Raw genomic sequence first — 19,588 nt, 5'->3', positions numbered from 1 at the left:
CAGCTCAGCGCATAGTGGAAGAAGGGGCAGCAGCTGGGGTTGCGCTTGTCGCCAGTTGGAAGTGCCAGATAATTTGGCTCGGTGTTCCGTCCCAGGCGGCGCCGAATGCCGCCGGGACGATGCCCAGCAGCGACCAAGGCCATGCGTCCCACGGTCCCGTCACGATTTCCGCGGGCATGTTCCCGCTGGCATCGCCGAGCATCCGAGGTTCCTCGCACCGCCGTACCTGCAGGCCCAACGGCAAGGCGACGCGGAGATAGTCACTAGCCCGATGCCGGAAAGCCGGAAGTAGCCCAGGATCACCGTCGGCAGCACGAACGCGCGGCACTGAGCCCAACGCCACGAGTTCCTGGTGCACGTCCGTGATCACCAGATGGCCGCCAGGACGCAGGACTCGGGCAAACTCGGTGATCGCCGGCCCGACATCCGGAAGGTGAGTCAGCGCCAGCGCACACACGACGACGTCTACATGGTCGTCAGGCAGGGGAAGATCGCGCAGGTCGCCCTGCCGCAACTCCGCGTTCGGAACGCGGATACGAGCGTGAGCAAGCATGTCCGGGGAACTGTCGACGCCGATGACGTGGTGGCCCTGCTCGGCCAGGTACCCGGTGTACCTGCCGGTGCCGCAAGCCGCGTCCAAGGCCACGCCCAGAGGCAGAGCGCCGAGGATCTCGTGCACGATGGGTTCTTCGACAGCGAACAACCCATTACCTGGCTGATCATAGGTCGCGGACCACACCTTGTAGCCGTTCAGGGAGTCGACCTGCTCCGCGGTGACTCCGGCACCGTCCAGTGCAGGGCTGTCCAGAAGGCGCCGGACCTCGCTGATCCGCGCTTCGACGAAGTCCCGGTCGTAGTCGCCGGCGAAGGCACGCAGCAACGACACGCCCTCGAGCCCCAACGTGTAAGCGAGCGGATGCTGGTAGGCCACCACGCGACCGTAGCGACGACGTGCGGATCGGACCACCCAATTCCCGCACGACTCAGCCGTGCTCTGGTTTACGCCGACACGTGCCTGGTCACCGCGCGGTAACAAAGGATGACCGATTCACCGCACAGGCGGAAGCCGTACCGATCGTCGGCCCTGCCATCAAGATCACGTGTACCCACATCGGCACGACAGTGCGACGGTCGCCGCAGCGGTAGGCACGCAGCGTGATGGTCGAAGCCCTGGCCGGGTGGATTTCTCGGTGGCTCGGTGCCAGCCGGGTGGGTGAGGATCGGGCCATGGCCGAGATTCCCCTGGCCTGCTCCGGGCCGTGGGAACCTGAAGCGCGAGACGCGATGCGCGCCGGACTCGCGGCGGCCGACGCCCGCACCGGTCACGGCACGACCTGATCGACACCTTCCGGACACGCTCTCTCGACGGCAAATCCGGATGTCGCAGCGCCGATAACTCCCTACGATTCGCTGATGCGCAGGAGTACGGCTGCGGTCCGCGCCCGGCTGCCGGGCAATGGGTGAAGACCCGAACTGGCGATGGGCGGAAGCTGTCGCCGCTGCCTTCGACGTCGGTCGGCCGGTCGCACCGCTGGCCCGCGTCGACGCAGGCATCTCCCACGCGGTGTTCCACCTTCATACAGGGACCGGGCGATACGCCGCCAAGCGGCTGAACGTCGTCGCTGAGCAGTGGTGGTGGGACGCCTACCACGCCGCGGCCGACATCGAACGGGCCGCGTCCGCCGACGGTGTCAGCGTGCCCGAACGGCTGCGCCCCCGGGTAGCCGAACTCGCCCTCGACGGCATCCAGCACCGCTGGCAGCTGCACCGCTGGTGCGAGGGGCAGAACCCCACCGAACCCGACGACGATCTCGCCGACTGGACCGGCGCCACCCTCACCGTCCTGCACCGCCGAGACGGCGGCACCCTGACCCCGCAGCCCTGCCTGTACCCGCTGGACGCCTGGCACGAATGGCTCAGGGGTCACGACACGCACTTCACCCAACGGATCCGCCGGCACCTGCCGACGGTTGCCGCGGCGCTGGCGCACCTCGCCCGGCCCAGCCCACAGCTGACGCCGGTCGCCAGCCACCGCGACATCAAAGACGACAACGTCCTGCTCACCGCAACCGGGCCGGTCCTGCTCGACTGGGACAGCGCCGGCCCCGACTCAGCCGAACACGAACTCCTGCGCTCCGCCCTGGCCATGGGATTCGAACAGCAACGACCCTTCGCACGCACCATCGCCGCTTACCGCCGGGCCGGAGGTCGCCCGATCGCAGCCGACCCGGCCCTGTTCCACGGCATCGTAGACGGGCAGCTGCGCACAGCCGAGTGGCTCCTGTGGCGCGCTCTGGGCCACCGCGGCGACGATCCCGCCGGCCGCGCACGAGCGGCCACCGAATGCCTCGCCCGCCTGAACGGCACCGCGAAGTCGCTGCGCCGGATCCCCGAATGGACCGGCTGGCTTACCGAATGTCAATGAACCACAACAGCCGCAACACGCACGATCGGCGGCTGATCCGTGCGTCTACCGACCGAGTGCGGCAGGTTGTAGGAATGGCCGGGCCTTCGCCCTCCCGGGAAGAGATCGAAGAGTGGTTCACCGCCGTGCTGGCCGGCACGCGTACCCGTGACGAAGCAGACCGGTGGGCTGCTCAATGGCACGTGACTCCAGGCGATCAGCTGGTCGTCGACGATGCCGTGTGGTGGGCGCTCGGACTTCTTTACGGCATCGATCTGCCCGGCATGGACGGCAGCTACTTGCACGATGGCGAACAGGTGGAGCAATGAGCCGGTGTGTACACGGGACTCACCACGGTACCGGCCCAGGTACGCGGCCACTGCTGCGCGCAGCACACGCTCGTCGACGGGGGACAGCAACAGGCTGATCGGAAACAGAAGAGGTAGTCGTAACTCACGGTGCGTCGCTGCCGACAAGGGCGGCAACGCCCTCGACGCGGCAAATCCGTGCACGTGACCTTGGGTCGTTCGACGGCGAGGGTGGGGGCGGGGACGTCCCTGTGGGTAGACGGTGCCGATCTTCTCGACGCCACGCCGGTACTCCGAACCGTTACCGTTGGCCGATGATGCGAGGCCGGACGGTCGTCCTGAACGGTGATCTCGGCGGTGGCAAGACCACCGTGTCGGTGATGCTGGCGGACCGGCTGGGGGTGCGCCGGGTCAGCATCGGGGATCTTTATCGTCGGATGGCCGCGGAGCATGGCATGACCGCATTGCAGTTCAACGTGCACGCGGAGTTGGACGACAAGGTTGACCACTACATCGACCAGCTGCAGCATGACATCGCGGCCGGCGGCGAGCGTCTGGTGGTCGACAGCCGGCTGGCCTGGTACTTCTTCACTGACGCCTTGAAGGTGCACCTGGTCACCGAGCCGATCGTGGCGGTGCGGCGCGTGCTTGGCCGGGTCGGCGACCCGGTCGAGAACTATCGCGACCTGGACGAGGCCGCTCGCCAATTGGGCCTTCGCAGCGACAGCGAACGGCAGCGGTTCCTGTCGCGATACGGCGTCGACAAGACCTGGCTGCGTAACTACGACCTCGTCGGCGATACCACGAGAGCGGCGCCGGAAGATGTCGTCGAACGAATCGTCGAATCGCTCGAGACGCCTGCCGGCACCGTGCCGGCACCGGTCTGCTACCTCGATCCCCGCCGCGTGCGCCGGACCGCCACGACCGACGAGGACGGTTGATTGTGGAGCGCATTACATTCCGTGGGGCACCGCGTCCAGTTCGGGACCGGCGAGCACGAGAAATCGTTCGAGGAAACGGGTGTCGGCCGGTGACAATACGGCTATGCACCATCGAAACATTGTCAAGTTGAGCAAGCGGATGTCGTTGGCGTTGAGGCACGCGCCTGACCGGTTCGGCCTACTGCTGGAGAGGGGCGGCTGGGTTCCGGTCGATGAGTTCCTCGCCGCTCTGGGCATCAGCCGAGCGGAACTCGACACTGTCGTTGCCGGCGATGACAAGCAACGCTACACCGTCCAGTGCGGTACGGACGGAATCGAACGCGTCAGGGCGAATCAGGGGCATTCAGTCCCGGTCGACCTCCTGCTCGTGGCGCAGCCACCACCACGATGGCTTTACCACGGGACCAGCGCTGCCGCGCTTGACTCGATCCGCGCTACGGGCCTGAACCGCGCTCGCCGTCACCATGTGCACTTGTCCGCCGACACAGACACCGCTCGGCGCGTCGGTTCCCGCCGCGCCGGCCCGGTCATCGTCCTCACGGTCGACGCGAAGGCGATGGCAGACGACGGGCACCTCTTCTACCGCAGTGCCAACGGTGTCTGGCTCACAGATGCCGTGCCGGCGCAATACCTGAACGCCGGGGACATGGACTAATGCTCGGATCGCGGTATGAGAGTGCCCTGGACGTTCTTGCTGGACTCCATGGGCGCCGCAGGATCACCGGTCCGGGGAGCAGGCCCAGTAACTTGTGCCCATGAGTCGAGGAACCGACCTGGTCGCGTTGACTGGCGTAGCCGTCGCGGGCATCGTCGCAATCAGCTCGGCCGAGGGCCGCTATGAGCCGTTTGATGCCACCTCCGGCATAGTCCTCACGATCTTGCTTGTTTGCCTCTACCGTTTGCCACGCTCGGCCGGCTGGCGCGACGCACTCCGCGAGGCGACCCCGGCGGCCGCGGTCGGCGCGTTGCTCTTCTGCATCATGATCGCCCCAATCATCGATGCCGGGGTCGCGCCCTTGTCGGCCAACCTCAGCGACACCCGGGCCACGGAAGTCACCGTGGTGGTGAGTTCCCGCCTGTCCTGGACGTGGTTGATGGCATTCCTTCCGCTATGGATCACCCTTTTCGGCGCCGCGATACGGCCACCTGCTCAGAGTGCGCGGACAAAGTCGCCCGGCCCTACCGCCTGGACGACGGACTCATCTGGGCACGAGCGTGCGCTGAGCTAACCCGATTGGCGCGACACGGCGTGACGGGGGTCCGTCCACCTGCCGCCGCGTACGCTCGGCGGCCGACGATGAGCCCCTCGCGCGAGTTCGTAGCCGCAGTCTGGGTATGTCAAGGACGCATGAAAACAAATCCACTTTCAGGCGCCGTCGACACCGAGCGAGACCTTGGTACGCCGTTTACTTCTTCCAGCCGTCGATATCTGCGGTCATCGAGCGAACGACGATCATCCCCAGAGCCTGACTGGCACACTGACGTGGTGCCTGATGCCTTCGAACCCAGGCCGGCCGATATCGTCTGGAACCGCGCATGCATGCACCAGGGCGAGGGCATCGGTGACCGCCACCTTGGTGCGCTACTCCTGGTCCACGGCATGGTGATGAACGGCGGCCCGAATCATGCAGCCGACAGCTGCGATCCCGCTCAGATCGCCGCCGCCGCCAGCGCTTGCCGCTACCTCGGGCTGGACGACCTTGGCTCTCTGATCCGGGAGCTCCCGGCTGCTTCCAGCGATTCCGACGACGAGGACGCGGAGAACCGGCTCAGCGATGCCTACCATCAGCTGGTTCCCGGCGACTCGACGTTGTCCGGCGCCTTCGAGGCTCGATACGCCAGCACGCCAGAGGACTTCGATCCGGCCATTGCATAGCGGCACCGAACAAACCGCCGCGCCCTCATCTCGGCTACGGGCGTGCGGCCAAGCCAGGCCGGCGCTGATCACACCGCGTGACAGCGCTCAGTAGCCAGCACGCGCGGTCGGCGGCCGAACCGGATATCCGATCGAGGCGTCGCCTCCGGTGACGCGGCTCGCGGCGACCGACCGCAGAGACAGAGATACTGTCGCGATCAGGAATCGCTGTGCTCGAAGCGGATATAACCTGGCGGCAACGTCTTCAGAGCCGTGGCGCCGCCGGCGAAGATCAGAACCAGCACACCGATCCAGGCGATGCCGGAGTCTTCCCGCCCGTCGTTCGTAAGCACCGTAAGCAGAGCGACCGCCACGATGAGCATGACCGCTGACCAGGTGGCGTACCAGCGGCGAGAACGAGGCCGAGGAAGCGGCTCGATGGTAGGAACAACTCCTGGGTTCAGTCTCACCCATTCCTTGGCGACCTCGATCGGAACCTCCGGTACACGCAGGTCACCTGCTGGGGTCACGTACGGCGTCTGTCGCGGCAACGCGCCACCGAGAGGAGGGATGGACCACAAGAAGAGAGCGAGCCAGGCGACGAGCATGATCGGCCGGCTGACCGCGAACGGGTTCAAGGCGTTGACGGTCGCCCAGGCAAAGAGCAGGGCCAGCCGCGCCATCGAGGACCACGGCTCGAACCGGATGTACCGACGTGCACGTCGCGCGCTACGCGGATCCAACGGGAGCCTCTGCATCGGCCGCCGCATGGCTCGCCAGCGACTTATCGGGACCTCCACCCAATCGACGTCCATCCCACCGGTAGTGACGGCCAGCGCCGGCATCCGCACACTCGAAATCAAACGTGCCGGCACGACGAGATCCACTCGACTAATGACGACCAGCCCATCTATTCACGGAGGGATGCAGAGCCTAAATCAATGCCAGGACACGACGCATCCGCCGTCCGGCCGACGTCACGACGAACTCCGACAACCCCTATGCCGAGGGCGCGGCTCGCGGCTACGGGGAGCTCGGGGGCCGGGCACGAATGACGGACCACCGGGAGCTAACTGCGCTCCGACCCGGCGGGGCGCCCCGCGGAGGAACGCTTCGTACGCCTCACGGCCATCACGCGTGCGGCGCTTCATGGGCCACGTCCGCTCTCGCCCGCACTTACCTGCATATCAAGCAAATCCGGACGCCGCTGCGCTCGGCGATCCTCCCTTATGTAGTCGAATATCGCCAGCGGCAGCCGGAGGCGCGATAGCCGGACCGCCCGAGAAGATCGCTTGCAGGCGTACACGCTCGCGGACGAGTCGGACGCGTGAAGCAATCAGATGCGGTGGCTGAACTTTCGAACAAAGGCCGTATCACATGTAAACGTCCCATGACGCCTGCCGTTGAATGCGGCCATTACTGCGTGCCTGACCCTTCAGGGCCCGGCTCGTCGAGCTCTTAGCGCAAGACGGCGGCCTCTCAGCCGAGGCCAATGCCTGCTCCCGACGCCCCAGCTCCGACAGAAAAGCGCCTACCTGCCCGACCCCGCGAGGTCGGGCAGGTAGGCGTCCGGGTTCGCCGCGGCCAGCCGACGGTAGATGCCGGTGGCTTCCTCGGCCGAGGCCAAGGCCTGCTCTTGACGGCCGGCGTTGGCCAGGCGGACGGCATGGGTGGTGTGGCCAACCCACCGCGTAGACGGCGGAGAACTCACCGCCCGCGTCATCTGCGATCCGGCGGGACCGCGCCACGCGTGGTCACGGTCCCGCCGGATCGGGGGTTTCAGATGCCGGTGACGACGACGATGAACCGCTCACCGTCGAGCACCCGGTTGTCCCGGTAGAACGCCTTGAGCAGCAGACCACCGGCGGTGTTCTCGGTCGCCGGGATCAGGCAAATGTTGTAGCCGCCGGCGTCGCCGGGCTGACGGATGGGGATGTCCGGCAGGTCAATCTGGCAACCCGCGAACGTGCGGCCGTACGGTGCGTTGCTGGTGAACGCCCCCTGCAAGGTGGAGCGGAACGGGTATTCGTCGCAACTCCAGTCGCTCGACGGCTTGGGGATCCTGGCCGGACAGGCCTTGTTGCCGTTCTGCGTGGCGTTGAACTCGTCGCGCATACGGGTCAGGACGCGTGGTAGCTGGTAGTCCAGCGACATCTTGACGTGCTTGGCGAAGCTCATGATGCCGGGCCTGGCCGCGATGGTGAAGACCGGCCGGACCGGGAAGGTGCAGCCGACGACGGTATATTCGCCGTCGCACCGAATTTGTCCCGGCTCCAGCGGGATCTTGTCGGACGCCCGGTATTCCCAGGCGACGTTGTGGAACCAGTGACGCATGGTCGTGCGGTGGTTCTGCACCGCATTGGAGCCCGGCGTGATCGACGTCGAGGTCGACGTGTTGGTGGCGCTCATTTTCGCGCCAACGGTCGAAAACGGCCGGTTCGGGAACGACACGTCCGCGGTGCACGACGGCTGGCAGGCTCCGTCGCCGGTGAAGAACGTGCCGGCCAGGTTGCCCGAGGTCTCCAGGATTTCGAAGTCCTGCTGGAGCGTCCAGTGGTTCGACGACGCCGACGTGGTGATGTAGGAGTCGAAGCGGTACTTGATGTGGCCGACGACTCTTCCGGTCGGTATCTCGTAGACGTACATGATGGCGGCCCGGATGACGCACGCGGTGAACCGGGTGTAGATGAAGTCGTTGTCAGCACAGGTGCTGGGCACCGCCAGCGCGGTCGTCGTGCCGGTGTTCGGTGCCACCGTGTCGACGCAGGTCATCTTCGCGGTGGTCGCCCGCGATCTGGCCAGGGCCGCGTCGTTGCGGGCCTGCTCGGCACACTTCGGGGTCATTGCCGGCGATGCCGGTTGGGCGCTCGCCGGCAGCGGCATGGCGGTCGTCGCGATGAGCACCGCCACCGCCGTGGTCACCAGTCTGCGGATCAGCATGGGATCACCCGCCGGCCTAGTAGTACGGGTTGGGGTAGAAGGCGCCGTCGCCGACGGGTCGTGCGGTCGAGCCATCGAAGTACACGCCCTGGATGCCGATCGAGATGTTCTCGACGACACCGGGGTAGGAGAAGGTGCGAACCAGTTCCCCGGACAGACCGTGCCCACCGCAGATCTGCGACCGGTACACGCTGTCCTGCTGGATGCTGTGCTCCAGTACGCCGTTGACGTTGACCCGGACGGTGGGTGTCGTGTAACTGGACTGCCGGCACAACACCAATGACAACCGGTAGGCGGAGGCGCCGTCGTCGAACTCGATCGTGCCGACGACCCGACCGACCAAGACCTGGTAGGCGCCCGACGAACCGCGCAACTGGATGTCGACCTGCACCGGCGGTCCGAGCGTCGCGTGGGCCGGTGGCGGTGCCAGGAAGGTGGCCAGGGCGGCGGCCACGAGGGTGGCGGACAGTAACCTGCCCACGCGACGGCGCACGGCGTTGGTAGCGGACATCTGTGACCTCCATCGACGAGAGTGAGCGTCCGCACCAGGTTCACCCGTCGCGATTGACACCGGGTTGACGGGGAGTCGACGCAAGCGCGGCGAGGTGCTCCCGTACCGTGTCCGCCTCGAGGGACCGCAAATCCACGTAGATCGCGAGCGCTAGGCGGTAGTGGTGGCCGGCCCGGTCCGGGTCGCCCAGCGTGCGGTGGACGTGGCCCAGCCCGGTGTGCGCACGGGCCTGCTGGGCGCGGGCGTCGATGTCCGTGGCGATGGCGAGCGCGGCGGTGTGCTGGGCATCGGCGTCTCCGGGCCGGCCGGCGCTCAGGGCCGCCTCGCCGAGCCCGTTGAGCGCCCAGGTCTGCCCTTCCTGATCGCCCATCTCGCGGTAGAGGGCGAGCGCCCGGGTGAAAAAGCCAGCCGCCCGCTCGGGCTGGCTCAGTCCGCTGTGGAGAATGCCCAGGTTGTCCAGCGCGGCGGCCTCGCCGGAGCGGTGGCCGAACTGCTCGAACAGCGCCAGGCCGTGCTCGAGGTGCTCGGCCGCCGCACGGTGGCGGCCCAGCCGCTGTTCGGCGAGGCCAAGGTTGGTCGACGCGTTCGCCTCACCGAACCGGTTGCCGGCCCGGCGATACAGGGCCAGCGCCTGCTGGAGGTAGCCGGCGGCGACATCGTTGTTGGCCCGCCGCTGTTCGACGTTGCCGAGGCCGTCCAGCGCACGGGCCTCGCCCGACAGGTCGCTCAGCTGCCGGGACAGCGCCAGCGCGTGCTGGTGGTGCGCGGCGGCCGCCTCGTAGTTCCCGCGCAGCGATTCGACGTTGCCGAGATTGTTCAGCGTGCGGGCCAGCCCGGTGCGGTCACCGGCCAGCCGGAACCGCACCAGCGCCAGCCGGAGGTGCTTGACGGCCGGACCGTACCGGTCCAGTCGAAGGTGCGTGGTGCCGAGGCCGAACAACGCCCACCCCTGCCCGGCCACGTCGCCGGCGAGGCGGGCGGCCCGGTGGGCGTGCGTGTGCAGGTCCAGCGCATCGGTGTAGTGGCCGCTCTCGAGGTAGCGATGCAGGATCGAGGACAGCCGCACGGCCGGTGCCGGGCGGCCGCTCATAGCACTGCGCGCGGCGACCGCGACCAGGGTGGGCCGCTCGGCGTCCAACCAGCGCCGCGCGGAGCCCTTGTCGCCAAGGACCGGCATGGGGGTGGTGGGGTGTTCGACATGGGGTCGCTGGCGGCGCTCGTCGGAATACAGGACGTCCATGGCAGCACCGGCCGCGGCGACGTACAAGTCGAAAAGCCGTAGCTGGGCCGCCCACCGGTCATCGTCGGACTCATGCGTGGCGGCAAGCTGGTTGGCGTAGGCGCGCAGCAGGTCATGCATGCCGAACCGGCCCGGAGCGGTCGGCTGGACGAGATACGCCCGGGCGAGCCCGTCCAGAGCGGCCTCGGCGTCGGCCAGGCCGGTGCCGGTCACGGCGGCTGCCGCGTAGCGGTCGAAGTCCGGACCTGGGTGCAGCCCCAGCAGCCGGAACGCCCGAGCGACTTCCGGCGGCAGACTTCGTACCGACCACGAGAACACCGAGGCCACGGCGGCTCGCGGGTCGCCGTCGGCGTTCAGCAGCGCCAACCGCCGCTGCAGGTCTGCCAGCTCGTTGGCGAGTTCCCCGAGCGGCATGCGCGGGCGCCCGACGGCGAGCTCCGCGGCGACCCGCAGCGCCAAGGGCAGCCGAGCGCACCGCTCGGCCAGCGCGGTGGTCGCCTCCGGCGCGGCATGGGCCCGGTGGCCGATGAGCCGCCGCAGGAGGGCGCGTGCCTCCGCGATGGGTAGCAGATCCAGCTCGATGCGCTGGGCGCCGTGCAGCGCGACCAGCCCGGCGAGGCGGTCCCGGCTGGTGACCACCGTGGTGCACGACGCGGTGCCGGGCAGCAGCGGGCGCACCTGTTCGACGGTCGCGGCGTTGTCCAGCACCACCAGCATGCGCCGTCCGGCGAGTTCGGTGCGGTACCGCGCGGCCCGCGCGTCCAAGTCGACGGGCACGTTCTGCGCGGCCACGCCCAGCGCGTCGAGCAGCAGGGCAAGGGCACCGGCGGCGGTCATCGGTCGGTCGGGGTCGTAGCCGCGCAGGTTCACGTACAGCTGCCCGTCGGGGAAGCGGTCGCGGACCCGGTGCGCCCAGTGCATCGCGAGTGCGGTCTTGCCGACGCCAGCGGGGCCACAGACCGCCGAGACGACCGCCGTCCCGGTTGCGCGGGACACCGCGTCGAGCCGGGCCAGTTCGTCGGCACGGCCAACGAACGCCGGGACGTCGGCGGGCAGCTGCGCCGGCACCACCCGCTGCGCTGCCACGTCGGGCCGCGGCCGCACTTCCGGTACGTCGAACTCGCCGCGCAGGATCGCCTGGTGGACGGCCCGCACCCGCGCACCGGGATCGGTGCCCAGCTCTTCGACCAGGCGTCCGCGCAGCTTCGCGTAGTGGTCCAGGGCTTCCGCGCCCCGCCCGGCCACGGCCAACGCGCGCATCAGCGTCGCCACGAGCGGTTCGACGAGCCGGTGCTGCGCCGCCTCCGGCACCAGCGCGTCAATCACCACGGACGGGTTGCCCGCCTCCAGTTCCGCCGCCGCCCAACCCAGTAGCGCTGCTAACCGCTGTTGGTTCCACGCGTGCCGGGCCTGCTCGGCCCACGAGCCCGGCAGCCCGGTCAGCGCCTCGCCCCGCCACAGCGCCAGCGCCTGGCACAGCAACGCGATCCGGTCGCCCGGCGGACCGTCGCGCGCCTCCGCCCGCGCCGCCAGGCGACGGAACCGGTGCAGGTCCACCCGGTCGGGCTCGACGTGCAGCACATAGCCGCCGGCCCGGCGGGGCACCTCGATCACCGCGTCACCGGCGGCGGTGCAGGCCTGTTCGAGCATCCGGCGGATCCGGGTGATGTGGGTGTTCAGCAGCCGCGCCGCTCCCGACGGCGGCGCACCACCCCACACACACCGCACGAGCGTCTCCACCGGCACCGGGCGGCCGGCCTGCTCAGCCAGCACCGCCAACGCGACTCCCTGCTGCGGGCGCCCGTGTCCCATCGTGAGGTGACCGGCGCACACCTCGACCGGACCCAACACCCGAATCTCCAAACCCACCGACCCCACCGGCCTAGCGAACCGCAGCCATTCGAAGGGCGTCAACGTGACCGGAGCCGAAGCCCACTGGAGACGGAGCTGACGGGAACATTCCGCGCTGTTGACGAACGGCTCAGAGCATGCACACCTCCACACGCCGACGCGGCTCCGTAACAGACCTTTGGCCGGTCTCGACCGGGCCGCGCCGGCGTTGTGATCTTCACCGGGCGGAGACGCTCGGCGCCGGCACCGCTGGCGCCGGGCCGGATCGGGAGAACCAGGTCGTGCCTGTCGCGCACGGGCCGAGGATGAACCCGATGACCGGGCAGACGACCGCGATCTTGAGTAGGACCGAAAAATCGGCGAACACTTTCATGCCGCGCTCCAGGGCAGGCGTGAGTCAGTTCCTCTGTTCGCCAACGCCTCAATGAAGTTGCGTCAAAAAGCATTTTGATGCGCCGAGGGCGTGCCCTGTCATCGGCTACTTGCAAGCGTGATCATGAGCTCGTGGGCGGATGCACGGAGAAGTCCAGGAGCATGGACGGCTCACCAGACCGCCCAGTAGCGCAGTGGCCGCCCTCATCCCGGCGCCGGACACGTCTCCCGCCGCGGCGATCCGCTACGACCTCGCCGCGGGACGGCAGCGCGACTCACAGCCGCCGAGGTCTGCCGCCGCCGCAAGGCGGGCGGCGCCGGAGCGGCTGCGGCGGGGCAGCCGGACCCGGCCGGCCGGGGTGAACCGGGCCTGTTCACCATGCAGCTGCCGTTCGAGAACCGCGACCTGTTGCCGTAATGCGAGGATTCCGGCGTCCTTGTGGCGGTCGCTCGTCGGCAACAACCGCAGCAGAGCGAGCGCGTTGGTTACGCCGAGGTAGGAAGGTCGCCGCAACACGACAGAACTTCCTCGCCGAACGCCCTGGTAGAGATCACCGTCGCGGACGGCAGGCTGTCGCCGATCGCTTGCGGGCACGCTATCGTCGTGGACGCCAGGCAGGCTGGCGAGGGCCCGCTGGCACATTGTTCCGGTCGATTCGGGGTCGAACGTGGCTTCTCCTGCACCTTCCCTCCCATCCGGCGGCGGGCGCGGCCTCAAAATCCAGATCCTCGGTCCCTTGCGGGTACGGCGTGACGGTGTCGAGCTGGACCCGGGCCCTCCGCAGCAGGCGCTCCTGCTCGCTCTGCTCCTGGCCCGCTGTGGCCATCCGATGGGCGTGCACGAGCTCATCTCCGCCATCTGGGAAGAGGACATCCCCAGCAGCGCGCGCAACATCATCCAGAAGTACGTCGGGGCGCTCCGGCGTCTGATCGAGCCGGGGCTCGCTCTTCGCGACAACGGCTCCTTTCTGCGCCGGCACGGGGATTCCTACTCGTTCACCGGCCCTCCCGACATCCTGGATCTCGTTCGGTTCCGGCAGCTTGTCGCGGCCGCGCGAGCCGACACGGCAGGCCACCGGCCAGAAGCCGCGCTCGACAGCTACGTCGAAGCGCTCGCGCTTTGGCACGGCCCCGCGGGTGACGGCGTCGCTTGCGGCACCCGGGCGACCCCCATCTTCGCGGCTATCGACGATGATTTCTATGACACTTGTGTCGCGGCGGCCGAGCTCGCCGTGTCGCTCCGGCGGCCCGAGCCGGTGCTGCGGGCGCTCCAAACGGCCGCGGCAGCGGCGCCGTTCCACGAGCCGATGCAGGCCGCGCTCGTCCGGGTGCTCGGCGCCGCCGGCCGTCAGGCCGAAGCGCTGTCGGTGTACCGGACGGTCCGCGAACGCCTCGCCGACGAGTTGGGCATCGATCCGGGCCCGCCGCTCGAGGAGGCGCACCGATCGGTGCTGGGGCGGCCGACCTCCCCGCCGGTCGAGCCGCCGGCCGTGGTCGTGTCCGCCCTGGTGGGCCGGGCCCGGGAGCTTGCCGTTCTGCGAGCCGTCGCCGGTGAGGCGAGGGCTGGGCGGACGGCGGTCGGCATCGTCGAGGGCGAGCCGGGCGTAGGCAAGACCATGCTGGTCAAGGAGGCCGCGGCCGACGCCGGGCGGCTCGGCGCTCTGACCGTGTGGGGCGCGTGCCTGCCGGGTGACGGGACACCGTCATTGTGGCCGTGGGAGCAGGCATTGGGCGCGGTTGTCGACAGCCTGCCTCCGGCGTCGCGGGAGAAGTGGCGGGCCGGCGACCTCGGGCGCCTCCTGGAGCCGCGCGACGACGACGCCGGGATCGCGGCCGACTCGGCCGGCAACGGCCAGTTCCGGTTGTTCGAGCTCGTCGTGGGGGTGGTCGGCCACGCTGTGGCGCAACGGCCGGTGCTGCTCGTCCTCGACGACCTCCAGTGGGCCGACACGGCCTCCCTCCGGCTGTTCGGCCATCTGGCTGGACGGCTGCCCGGCGGCTGCGCCGTCATCGGAATTCTGCGCGACCGCGCGCCCGTGCCCGGCTCGGATCTGGCTGGTGTGCTCGCCGCGGCCGGTCGTCTGCCCGGCCACCGGCGGATTCGGCTGGGACCGCTGCGGACGGCCGAGGTGGCCGAGCTCGTACGACGGGAGACCGGCCACGAACCCGACGCCGAGGTGGCCCGTACGATCCATGCGCGGACCGCCGGCAATCCGTTCTTCGCCCGGGAACTGGCTCGGATGCTGAGTGAAGGCGAAGGCGAAGACGATGTGCCCGGCGCTGCCAAGGTGCCGTCGACCGTCCGCGACGTGGTTCGCGACCGTATGGCGGTTCTCGGCGATCAGGCCCGTGAGCTGCTCTACCTCGGGGCGGTCATCGGCCTCGACATCGACCTCGGCCTGCTCGCCCGGGCGGCCGTGCTGGAGGTGGCCGACTGCTGGGAGCAACTGCGGCCGTCGCTGGCGCAGGGCATGATCGAGACGAGGCACGACGATCCGTCCGCTGTCCGCTTCGCCCACGACCTTGTCCGTGAGTCCGTGCTGGGGACGACTCCCCCCGAGCGGGTGCCTCGGCTGCACCTGGCCGTCGCTGATGCGCTGGAACTGACGCACGCCGATGACGAGTCCGCCGTCGAGCCGCTGGCCTATCACCTGTGGGCGGCGGGACCGCTGGCCGATCCGGCACGCGCCGGCGCGGCTCTGATGCGTGCCGGTCACCGGGCGGCGGTCAAATTCGCTTTCGAGGCCGCGGCCCGGCACCTCCAGTCGGCGGCCCGCATCGCGCGGGCGGCGGGGCTGCCGGAGCTGGAACTGTCCGCCCTGTCGACGTTCAGCGCGGTGGCCCGTCGGCAGGCGTCGTACGCCGGACCCACGGTCGATCTGGTGGAGCGGGCCGCGCACCTGGCCACGCGCCTCGGCCGGCCGGCCGAGGCGGCCGACCACCTGTACGTGCGTCTGAACGCCGCGTATTTCTCCGGTGAGCGGGACCGCAGCCGATGGGCACATCAGCTGTCCGAGCTGGGCCGGTCGTCCGACGATCCCGTGGTGCAGGTGACTGCCCGCCAGGCGATGGGGCTGCATCACTGGGATCAGGGCGACATCGCTGCGGCCTACCTGTCGTTCAGCGGGAACGACTACTACACGATCTCCGACGGCGTGGTGTCGCGGCGCCCGGAGCTGGCTCTGCGGCGCGACATTCCGCCTGGCGGCGGCCCCGGGTGGCATGCGGTGGTGACGGCGTTGCACGGTGATCCCGGTGCGGCGTACTCCTTCCTCGACGCCTGGGACGAGCCCGGCAACGAGGTCGTGGCGTCGATCTGGGTCTACTACACGGCCATGGTCGCCACGATGGCCGGCGACCTTCCGTCGGCCCGGCGCGCCGTCGAGCGGTGGACCGGCGAGAACCTGGAACGGGTCAATGCCGAGCGCTCCCGCTACGTCCGGCAGTACTGGCACTGGGTTCGGGCGCTCAGCGGTGACGATCCGGCGTCGGCCGCGGCCGAGGCGCAACGACACCTGGCGTCAACTCTGCTCGACCCGCCGCGGTGGGGCATCGCCTACCACCATGCGCTGGTCGCGGAGATGTGGTTGGCGGCGGAACGGCCGCACGAGGCCGGGGCCGCGCTCGCGAGAGCCGCCGAAGCCCTGGACGAATACGACCAGCGTTATGCCGAGGGGCACATTCTGCTGGTGCGGGCACGCCTGCTGCTGGCCCGCGGGGCGTCCGGCGAAACCGTACGCGCGGCGGCGGAGGCGGCCCGCGCCCGATCCGCCGCGCGCGGGGCGCATCTGTTCGCCCGCCGGGCCGAAAGTCTCCTCGCGGGAATCAAGCCCGATCACGACCGGTAGGTCCACGCGGCGGGACGGCCGGGATCGCGGCCAGCAGGTGTCGTGTGATGTCATCCGCCGGTGCGGCGAATACCTCGTTTGTCGTGCCGTGCTCGACGAGTCGGCCGTGGTCCAGGACAGCGACGTGGTCGGCCAGCCGGGCGACGACGGCGAGATCGTGGGAGACCAGAAGGTAGCTGAGTCCCAGGTCCCGTTGCAGGGTCGCCAGGAGCGTCAGGATCTGGTCCTGGACAGCGGCGTCGAGGGCGGACACCGGCTCGTCGAGCAGCAGCAGGGAAGGGTGCAATGCCAACGCCCGCGCGATCGCCACGCGCTGGCATTGCCCGCCGGACAGCTCGTCCGGGCGGCGGTTCAGGTACGCCCGGGGCAGACCGACGCGGTCCAGCAGTTCGCGGGCCGCCGCCTGCCGTGTCGTTCGGTCGCCGATCCGGAAGCTCAGCAGCGGCTCGGTGACTGTCTGCTCGACGGTGAAGGCCGGGTCGAGCGACGCGTACGGGTTCTGATGCACGAGTTGGAACCGCCGTCGCAGCGGTCGCAGGCGGCGCGGGCTCCACCCGGTGATGTCGACACCGTCGAGGATGACACGGCCGGTGTCCGGGCGTTCCAGCGCGCCGGCGATACGCAGGGTGGTTGTCTTGCCGGCGCCGGACCGGCCGACCAGGCCGAGCGTCTGTCCACGAGCGACCGTGAGCGTCAGCTGGTCCACTGCCCGCACCGTCTCCCCCGCCCGGGAAGCGCGAGGGAGACGGAAGACCTTGCTCACGTCCTCCAGCCGGAGTATCGGCGGCGCCTCGGCGAGAGGCGGCCGGCGGGCGCCGTTCTGGCCCGGGGCCGCCTCGAAGCGCCGCACCGGGCGGTGCTCGATCACCCGCCCGGCGTGCATCGCCACGATCCGCTGGGCGTACTCGGCCGCCACCGCCAGGTCGTGGGTGATCAGCAGCAGCGACAGGTTCCGGTGCGCCGCCAGGCGGCGAAGATGATCGAGGACGCGGGTGCGGGCGATGACGTCCAGTGCGCTGGTCGGCTCGTCGGCGATGAGCAGCCGGGGGTTGCCGGCCAGCGCCATGGCGGTGAGGACGCGCTGTCGCATGCCGCCCGACAACTCGTGCGGGTACTGCCGTGCCCGCCGTTCGGCCTCGTCCAGTCCGGCGGCCTCCAGCAGTGCGACGACCTCGGCCCGCACGGCCCGCCGGGCAACGTCCGGGCGGCGGCGGACCGCCTCGGCGACCTGGGCGCCGACGCGCATCGTAGGGTTCAGGGCGGTAGCCGGGTCCTGCGGGACGAAGCCGACGACACTGCCCCGTACGGTCCGGAACGCGCGGTCGTCGGCATCCTTCAGTTCCCGGCCGGCGACCTCGATCGTGTCGGCAACCACCTGGGCCGCAGCCGGCAGGAGGCCGACGAGCGCGCGGGCGAGGGTGGTCTTGCCGCACCCCGACTCGCCCACCACCGCGACCGTCTCCCCTGGCCGGACCGCCAGGCCAACATCGTGGAGGGCGTCGATGCGCCGGCCTGCGACGGTGTAGGCGACCGACAGGCCCCGCACCCGAACGAGCGCGTTCACCTCATGCCTCGGCCGATCGACCGGGCGAGACGGTCGAGGCTGAGCAGGACGAGCCCGACGAAGATGCCGGGCAGAAGGGTCAGCCAGGGGGCGGTGACGAGGTAGTCCCGGCCCTGCGAGATCAGACTCCCCCATTCGGCGGCCGGTGGGGGCGGGCCGAGCCCGAGGAAGCTCAGGGTGGAGACCACCAGGATGGCGGTGCCCGCGTCGAGCAGGGCGAGCACCAGCACCGGCGCCCAGGAGCGGGGCAGAACGTGCCGCACCGCCGACCGTAGCCACGACGCGCCGCCGGCTCGCGCCGCCTCGACGTACGGCAAGGTCCTGACCTTGAGGACTTCGGCCCGGGCGACGCGGGCGAGTCCGGGGAAGATCCCGGCCGCGACGGCGACGGTGGCGGACACCGCGCCGAACCCGAACGCGGTCACGATCAGCAGCGCGAACAGCAGCCGGGGCAGGCTGACCAGCACGTCGACCGCACGCATCACGACGACGTCGGGCCATCCCCCGGTCATCCCCGCCAGTAGGCCGACGACGAGCCCCGCCGCCAGGGCGAGGCCGACCGCCGCCGCGGTGATCCCGATGGTGTGGGACGAGCCGTACAGCACGCGCGTGAACTGGTCCCGGCCGAGTTCGTCGGTGCCGAACACGTGCGTCGCGGTGGGCGCGTGGAGCTTCTCGGCCGGTGCAGTGGCGTACGGGTCGTAGACGGTGAACAGACCCGGCGTGACCGCCGAGATCACGACGAACAGCAGGAACAGGCCGGCCAGCAGCGCCCCGGGCCGGTGCCGCGCCCCGGCGGCGGTCATCCGGCGCGGCGCGCGGCGACGACGCGCGGATCCAGCAGCGGATGGATCAGATCGACGACCAGGTTGATCAGGGCGACCGCCGCGCCCGCCACGAGCACGACGGCCTGCACGACAGGGATGTCCTGGTCGAGCACGGCCTCGTGGGCGAGTCGGCCCAGGCCGTCCCGACTGAACAGGGTCTCGGCGACCACCGCCTCGGCGACGGTCGCGCCGAGCAGGAGGCCGGACAGGTTCACCGCCGCCGGCGCGGCGTTACGCAGGCCGTGCCGGGTCACCACGGCGGTCCGGGAGAGTCCCTTGGCGCGGGCGGTGACGACGTACGGCTCAGCCAGTGTGCTGTCCAGACTCCGGGTCAGCACCTGAGCGAGCATCGCCGCGGCCGGAAGAGCCATCATCAGGGCCGGCAGGATGAGGGTTCGCCCGCCGTCCGACCCGATCGCCGGGAACCAGCCGAGCCGGAACGCGAAGACCTGGATCAGCAGCAGGCCGACGAAGAACGGCGGGAGCGACACAGCCGCCGCGGGCAGGCGCCGCAGCAGATCTCGAACCCTCCCGGACCGCGCCGCCACCGCCAGGAAGGCGAAAGCGCCCCCGCCCACCACCGCGAGCAGGATCGCCAGCGAGCCGAGGGCGAGTGTCGGGCCGAGGCGGTCCGCCAGCAACTCCGACACCGGCACGTTTCGCGAGAAGGACTCGCCGAGGTCCAGATGGGCAAGCCGCCACAGGTGATGGGCGTACTGGTCGTGGATCGGCTGGTCAAGGCCGTACTGCGACTTGAGCCCGGCCAGGTGCTCCGCGCTGAGGTTCTCGGCCGGCACGTCCCCGGCAGCCAGCAGCATCGTGACCGGGTCGCCGGGCAACAGATACAGCACCACGAACGTGACCGTGTACACGGCCCAGAGCGCGCCGAGGGCAGTCGCGACCCGGCCGAGGACGTAGCGCGTCACC

At 69.8% G+C, this 19,588-nt stretch carries 16 protein-coding genes and 1 pseudogene; 7 read left to right on the top strand and 10 right to left on the bottom strand.

Translation table 11 applies throughout. The features are described from left to right. Positions 1 to 4 precede the first annotated feature (4 nt). Positions 5 to 931 carry a class I SAM-dependent methyltransferase gene (locus C8E87_RS34730; RefSeq protein WP_133877646.1) on the bottom strand — a complete coding sequence of 309 codons (927 nt, stop codon included), beginning with the start codon at positions 929 to 931 and terminating at the stop codon, positions 5 to 7. A 525-nt stretch (positions 932 to 1,456) separates the two neighbouring features. On the opposite strand from C8E87_RS34730, the gene C8E87_RS34725 reads away from it, so the two are divergent. The 6 genes and pseudogenes from C8E87_RS34725 (at position 1,457) to C8E87_RS34700 (ending at position 5,529) form a co-directional block, all read left to right on the top strand. Next, positions 1,457 to 2,425 (top strand): aminoglycoside phosphotransferase family protein, encoded by a 969-nt coding sequence (locus C8E87_RS34725; RefSeq protein ID WP_133877645.1) that lies wholly within the window; start codon positions 1,457 to 1,459, stop codon positions 2,423 to 2,425. Beyond that, positions 2,422 to 2,733, top strand: coding sequence for a YxzC family protein (locus C8E87_RS34720; RefSeq protein ID WP_239080478.1), 312 nt, complete (start codon positions 2,422 to 2,424; stop codon positions 2,731 to 2,733). The genes C8E87_RS34725 and C8E87_RS34720 overlap by 4 nt, the downstream gene beginning before the upstream one ends. A 293-nt stretch (positions 2,734 to 3,026) precedes the next feature. Then, positions 3,027 to 3,531, top strand: a pseudogene (locus C8E87_RS34715) (AAA family ATPase); the annotation flags it as partial. Positions 3,532 to 3,756: 225 nt separating this feature from the next. Next, positions 3,757 to 4,308, top strand: coding sequence for an RNA 2'-phosphotransferase (locus C8E87_RS34710; protein WP_133877643.1), 552 nt, complete (start codon positions 3,757 to 3,759; stop codon positions 4,306 to 4,308). A 100-nt stretch (positions 4,309 to 4,408) separates the two neighbouring features. Continuing rightward, positions 4,409 to 4,882, top strand: a complete 474-nt coding sequence (locus C8E87_RS34705; RefSeq protein WP_133877642.1) for a hypothetical protein — start codon at positions 4,409 to 4,411, stop codon at positions 4,880 to 4,882. Between the two features lie 257 nt (positions 4,883 to 5,139). Further along, positions 5,140 to 5,529, top strand: a complete 390-nt coding sequence (locus tag C8E87_RS34700; protein ID WP_133877641.1) for a hypothetical protein — start codon at positions 5,140 to 5,142, stop codon at positions 5,527 to 5,529. 197 nt (positions 5,530 to 5,726) lie between these two features. Here the strand turns inward: C8E87_RS34700 and C8E87_RS34695 are convergent, their stop codons facing one another. The 6 genes from C8E87_RS34695 to C8E87_RS34670 all read right to left on the bottom strand — a co-directional run bounded on the left by C8E87_RS34695 (position 5,727) and on the right by C8E87_RS34670 (position 12,939). After that, on the bottom strand, positions 5,727 to 6,395 hold the full coding sequence (locus C8E87_RS34695) for a hypothetical protein (RefSeq protein ID WP_133877640.1): 669 nt from the start codon (positions 6,393 to 6,395) through the stop codon (positions 5,727 to 5,729). Between the two features lie 644 nt (positions 6,396 to 7,039). Next, positions 7,040 to 7,231: a hypothetical protein gene (locus C8E87_RS34690; RefSeq protein WP_133877639.1), complete on the bottom strand. Its 192-nt coding sequence runs from the start codon at positions 7,229 to 7,231 to the stop codon at positions 7,040 to 7,042. A 56-nt stretch (positions 7,232 to 7,287) separates the two neighbouring features. Further along, positions 7,288 to 8,448: a NucA/NucB deoxyribonuclease domain-containing protein gene (locus C8E87_RS34685; protein ID WP_133877638.1), complete on the bottom strand. Its 1,161-nt coding sequence runs from the start codon at positions 8,446 to 8,448 to the stop codon at positions 7,288 to 7,290. Between the two features lie 16 nt (positions 8,449 to 8,464). Beyond that, positions 8,465 to 8,959, bottom strand: a complete 495-nt coding sequence (locus tag C8E87_RS34680; protein ID WP_133877637.1) for a hypothetical protein — start codon at positions 8,957 to 8,959, stop codon at positions 8,465 to 8,467. 40 nt (positions 8,960 to 8,999) lie between these two features. Further along, positions 9,000 to 11,972: an AfsR/SARP family transcriptional regulator gene (locus C8E87_RS34675; RefSeq protein WP_239080485.1), complete on the bottom strand. Its 2,973-nt coding sequence runs from the start codon at positions 11,970 to 11,972 to the stop codon at positions 9,000 to 9,002. A gap of 694 nt (positions 11,973 to 12,666) precedes the next feature. Beyond that, complete coding sequence (locus tag C8E87_RS34670) at positions 12,667 to 12,939, bottom strand: hypothetical protein (protein ID WP_133877636.1); 273 nt, start codon at positions 12,937 to 12,939, stop codon at positions 12,667 to 12,669. 220 nt (positions 12,940 to 13,159) lie between these two features. On the opposite strand from C8E87_RS34670, the gene C8E87_RS34665 reads away from it, so the two are divergent. Next, positions 13,160 to 16,270 carry an ATP-binding protein gene (locus C8E87_RS34665; protein WP_133877635.1) on the top strand — a complete coding sequence of 1,037 codons (3,111 nt, stop codon included), beginning with the start codon at positions 13,160 to 13,162 and terminating at the stop codon, positions 16,268 to 16,270. Here the strand turns inward: C8E87_RS34665 and nikE are convergent. The 3 genes from nikE to C8E87_RS34650 are packed head-to-tail and all read right to left on the bottom strand — an operon-like array spanning position 16,248 to position 19,587. Beyond that, positions 16,248 to 17,834 carry a nickel ABC transporter ATP-binding protein NikE gene (gene nikE, locus C8E87_RS34660; RefSeq protein ID WP_203720840.1) on the bottom strand — a complete coding sequence of 529 codons (1,587 nt, stop codon included), beginning with the start codon at positions 17,832 to 17,834 and terminating at the stop codon, positions 16,248 to 16,250. The two genes, C8E87_RS34665 and nikE, sit on opposite strands and share 23 nt — an antisense overlap. Then, on the bottom strand, positions 17,831 to 18,640 hold the full coding sequence (locus C8E87_RS44730) for an ABC transporter permease (RefSeq protein ID WP_133877633.1): 810 nt from the start codon (positions 18,638 to 18,640) through the stop codon (positions 17,831 to 17,833). The genes nikE and C8E87_RS44730 overlap by 4 nt, the downstream gene beginning before the upstream one ends. Further along, the gene (locus C8E87_RS34650) at positions 18,637 to 19,587 is read right to left on the bottom strand and encodes an ABC transporter permease (protein WP_133877632.1); all 951 of its coding nucleotides are present in this window, start codon (positions 19,585 to 19,587) and stop codon (positions 18,637 to 18,639) included. The genes C8E87_RS44730 and C8E87_RS34650 overlap by 4 nt, the downstream gene beginning before the upstream one ends. Between the last annotated feature and the right edge of the window lies 1 nt (position 19,588).

The sequence above is a fragment of the Paractinoplanes brasiliensis genome (assembly GCF_004362215.1).
In the GTDB taxonomy this organism is placed as follows: Bacteria; Actinomycetota; Actinomycetes; order Mycobacteriales; family Micromonosporaceae; genus Actinoplanes; species Actinoplanes brasiliensis.
Note: the sequence above shows the minus strand (reverse complement) of the source record. Positions and strands in the feature narration are given on the sequence as shown.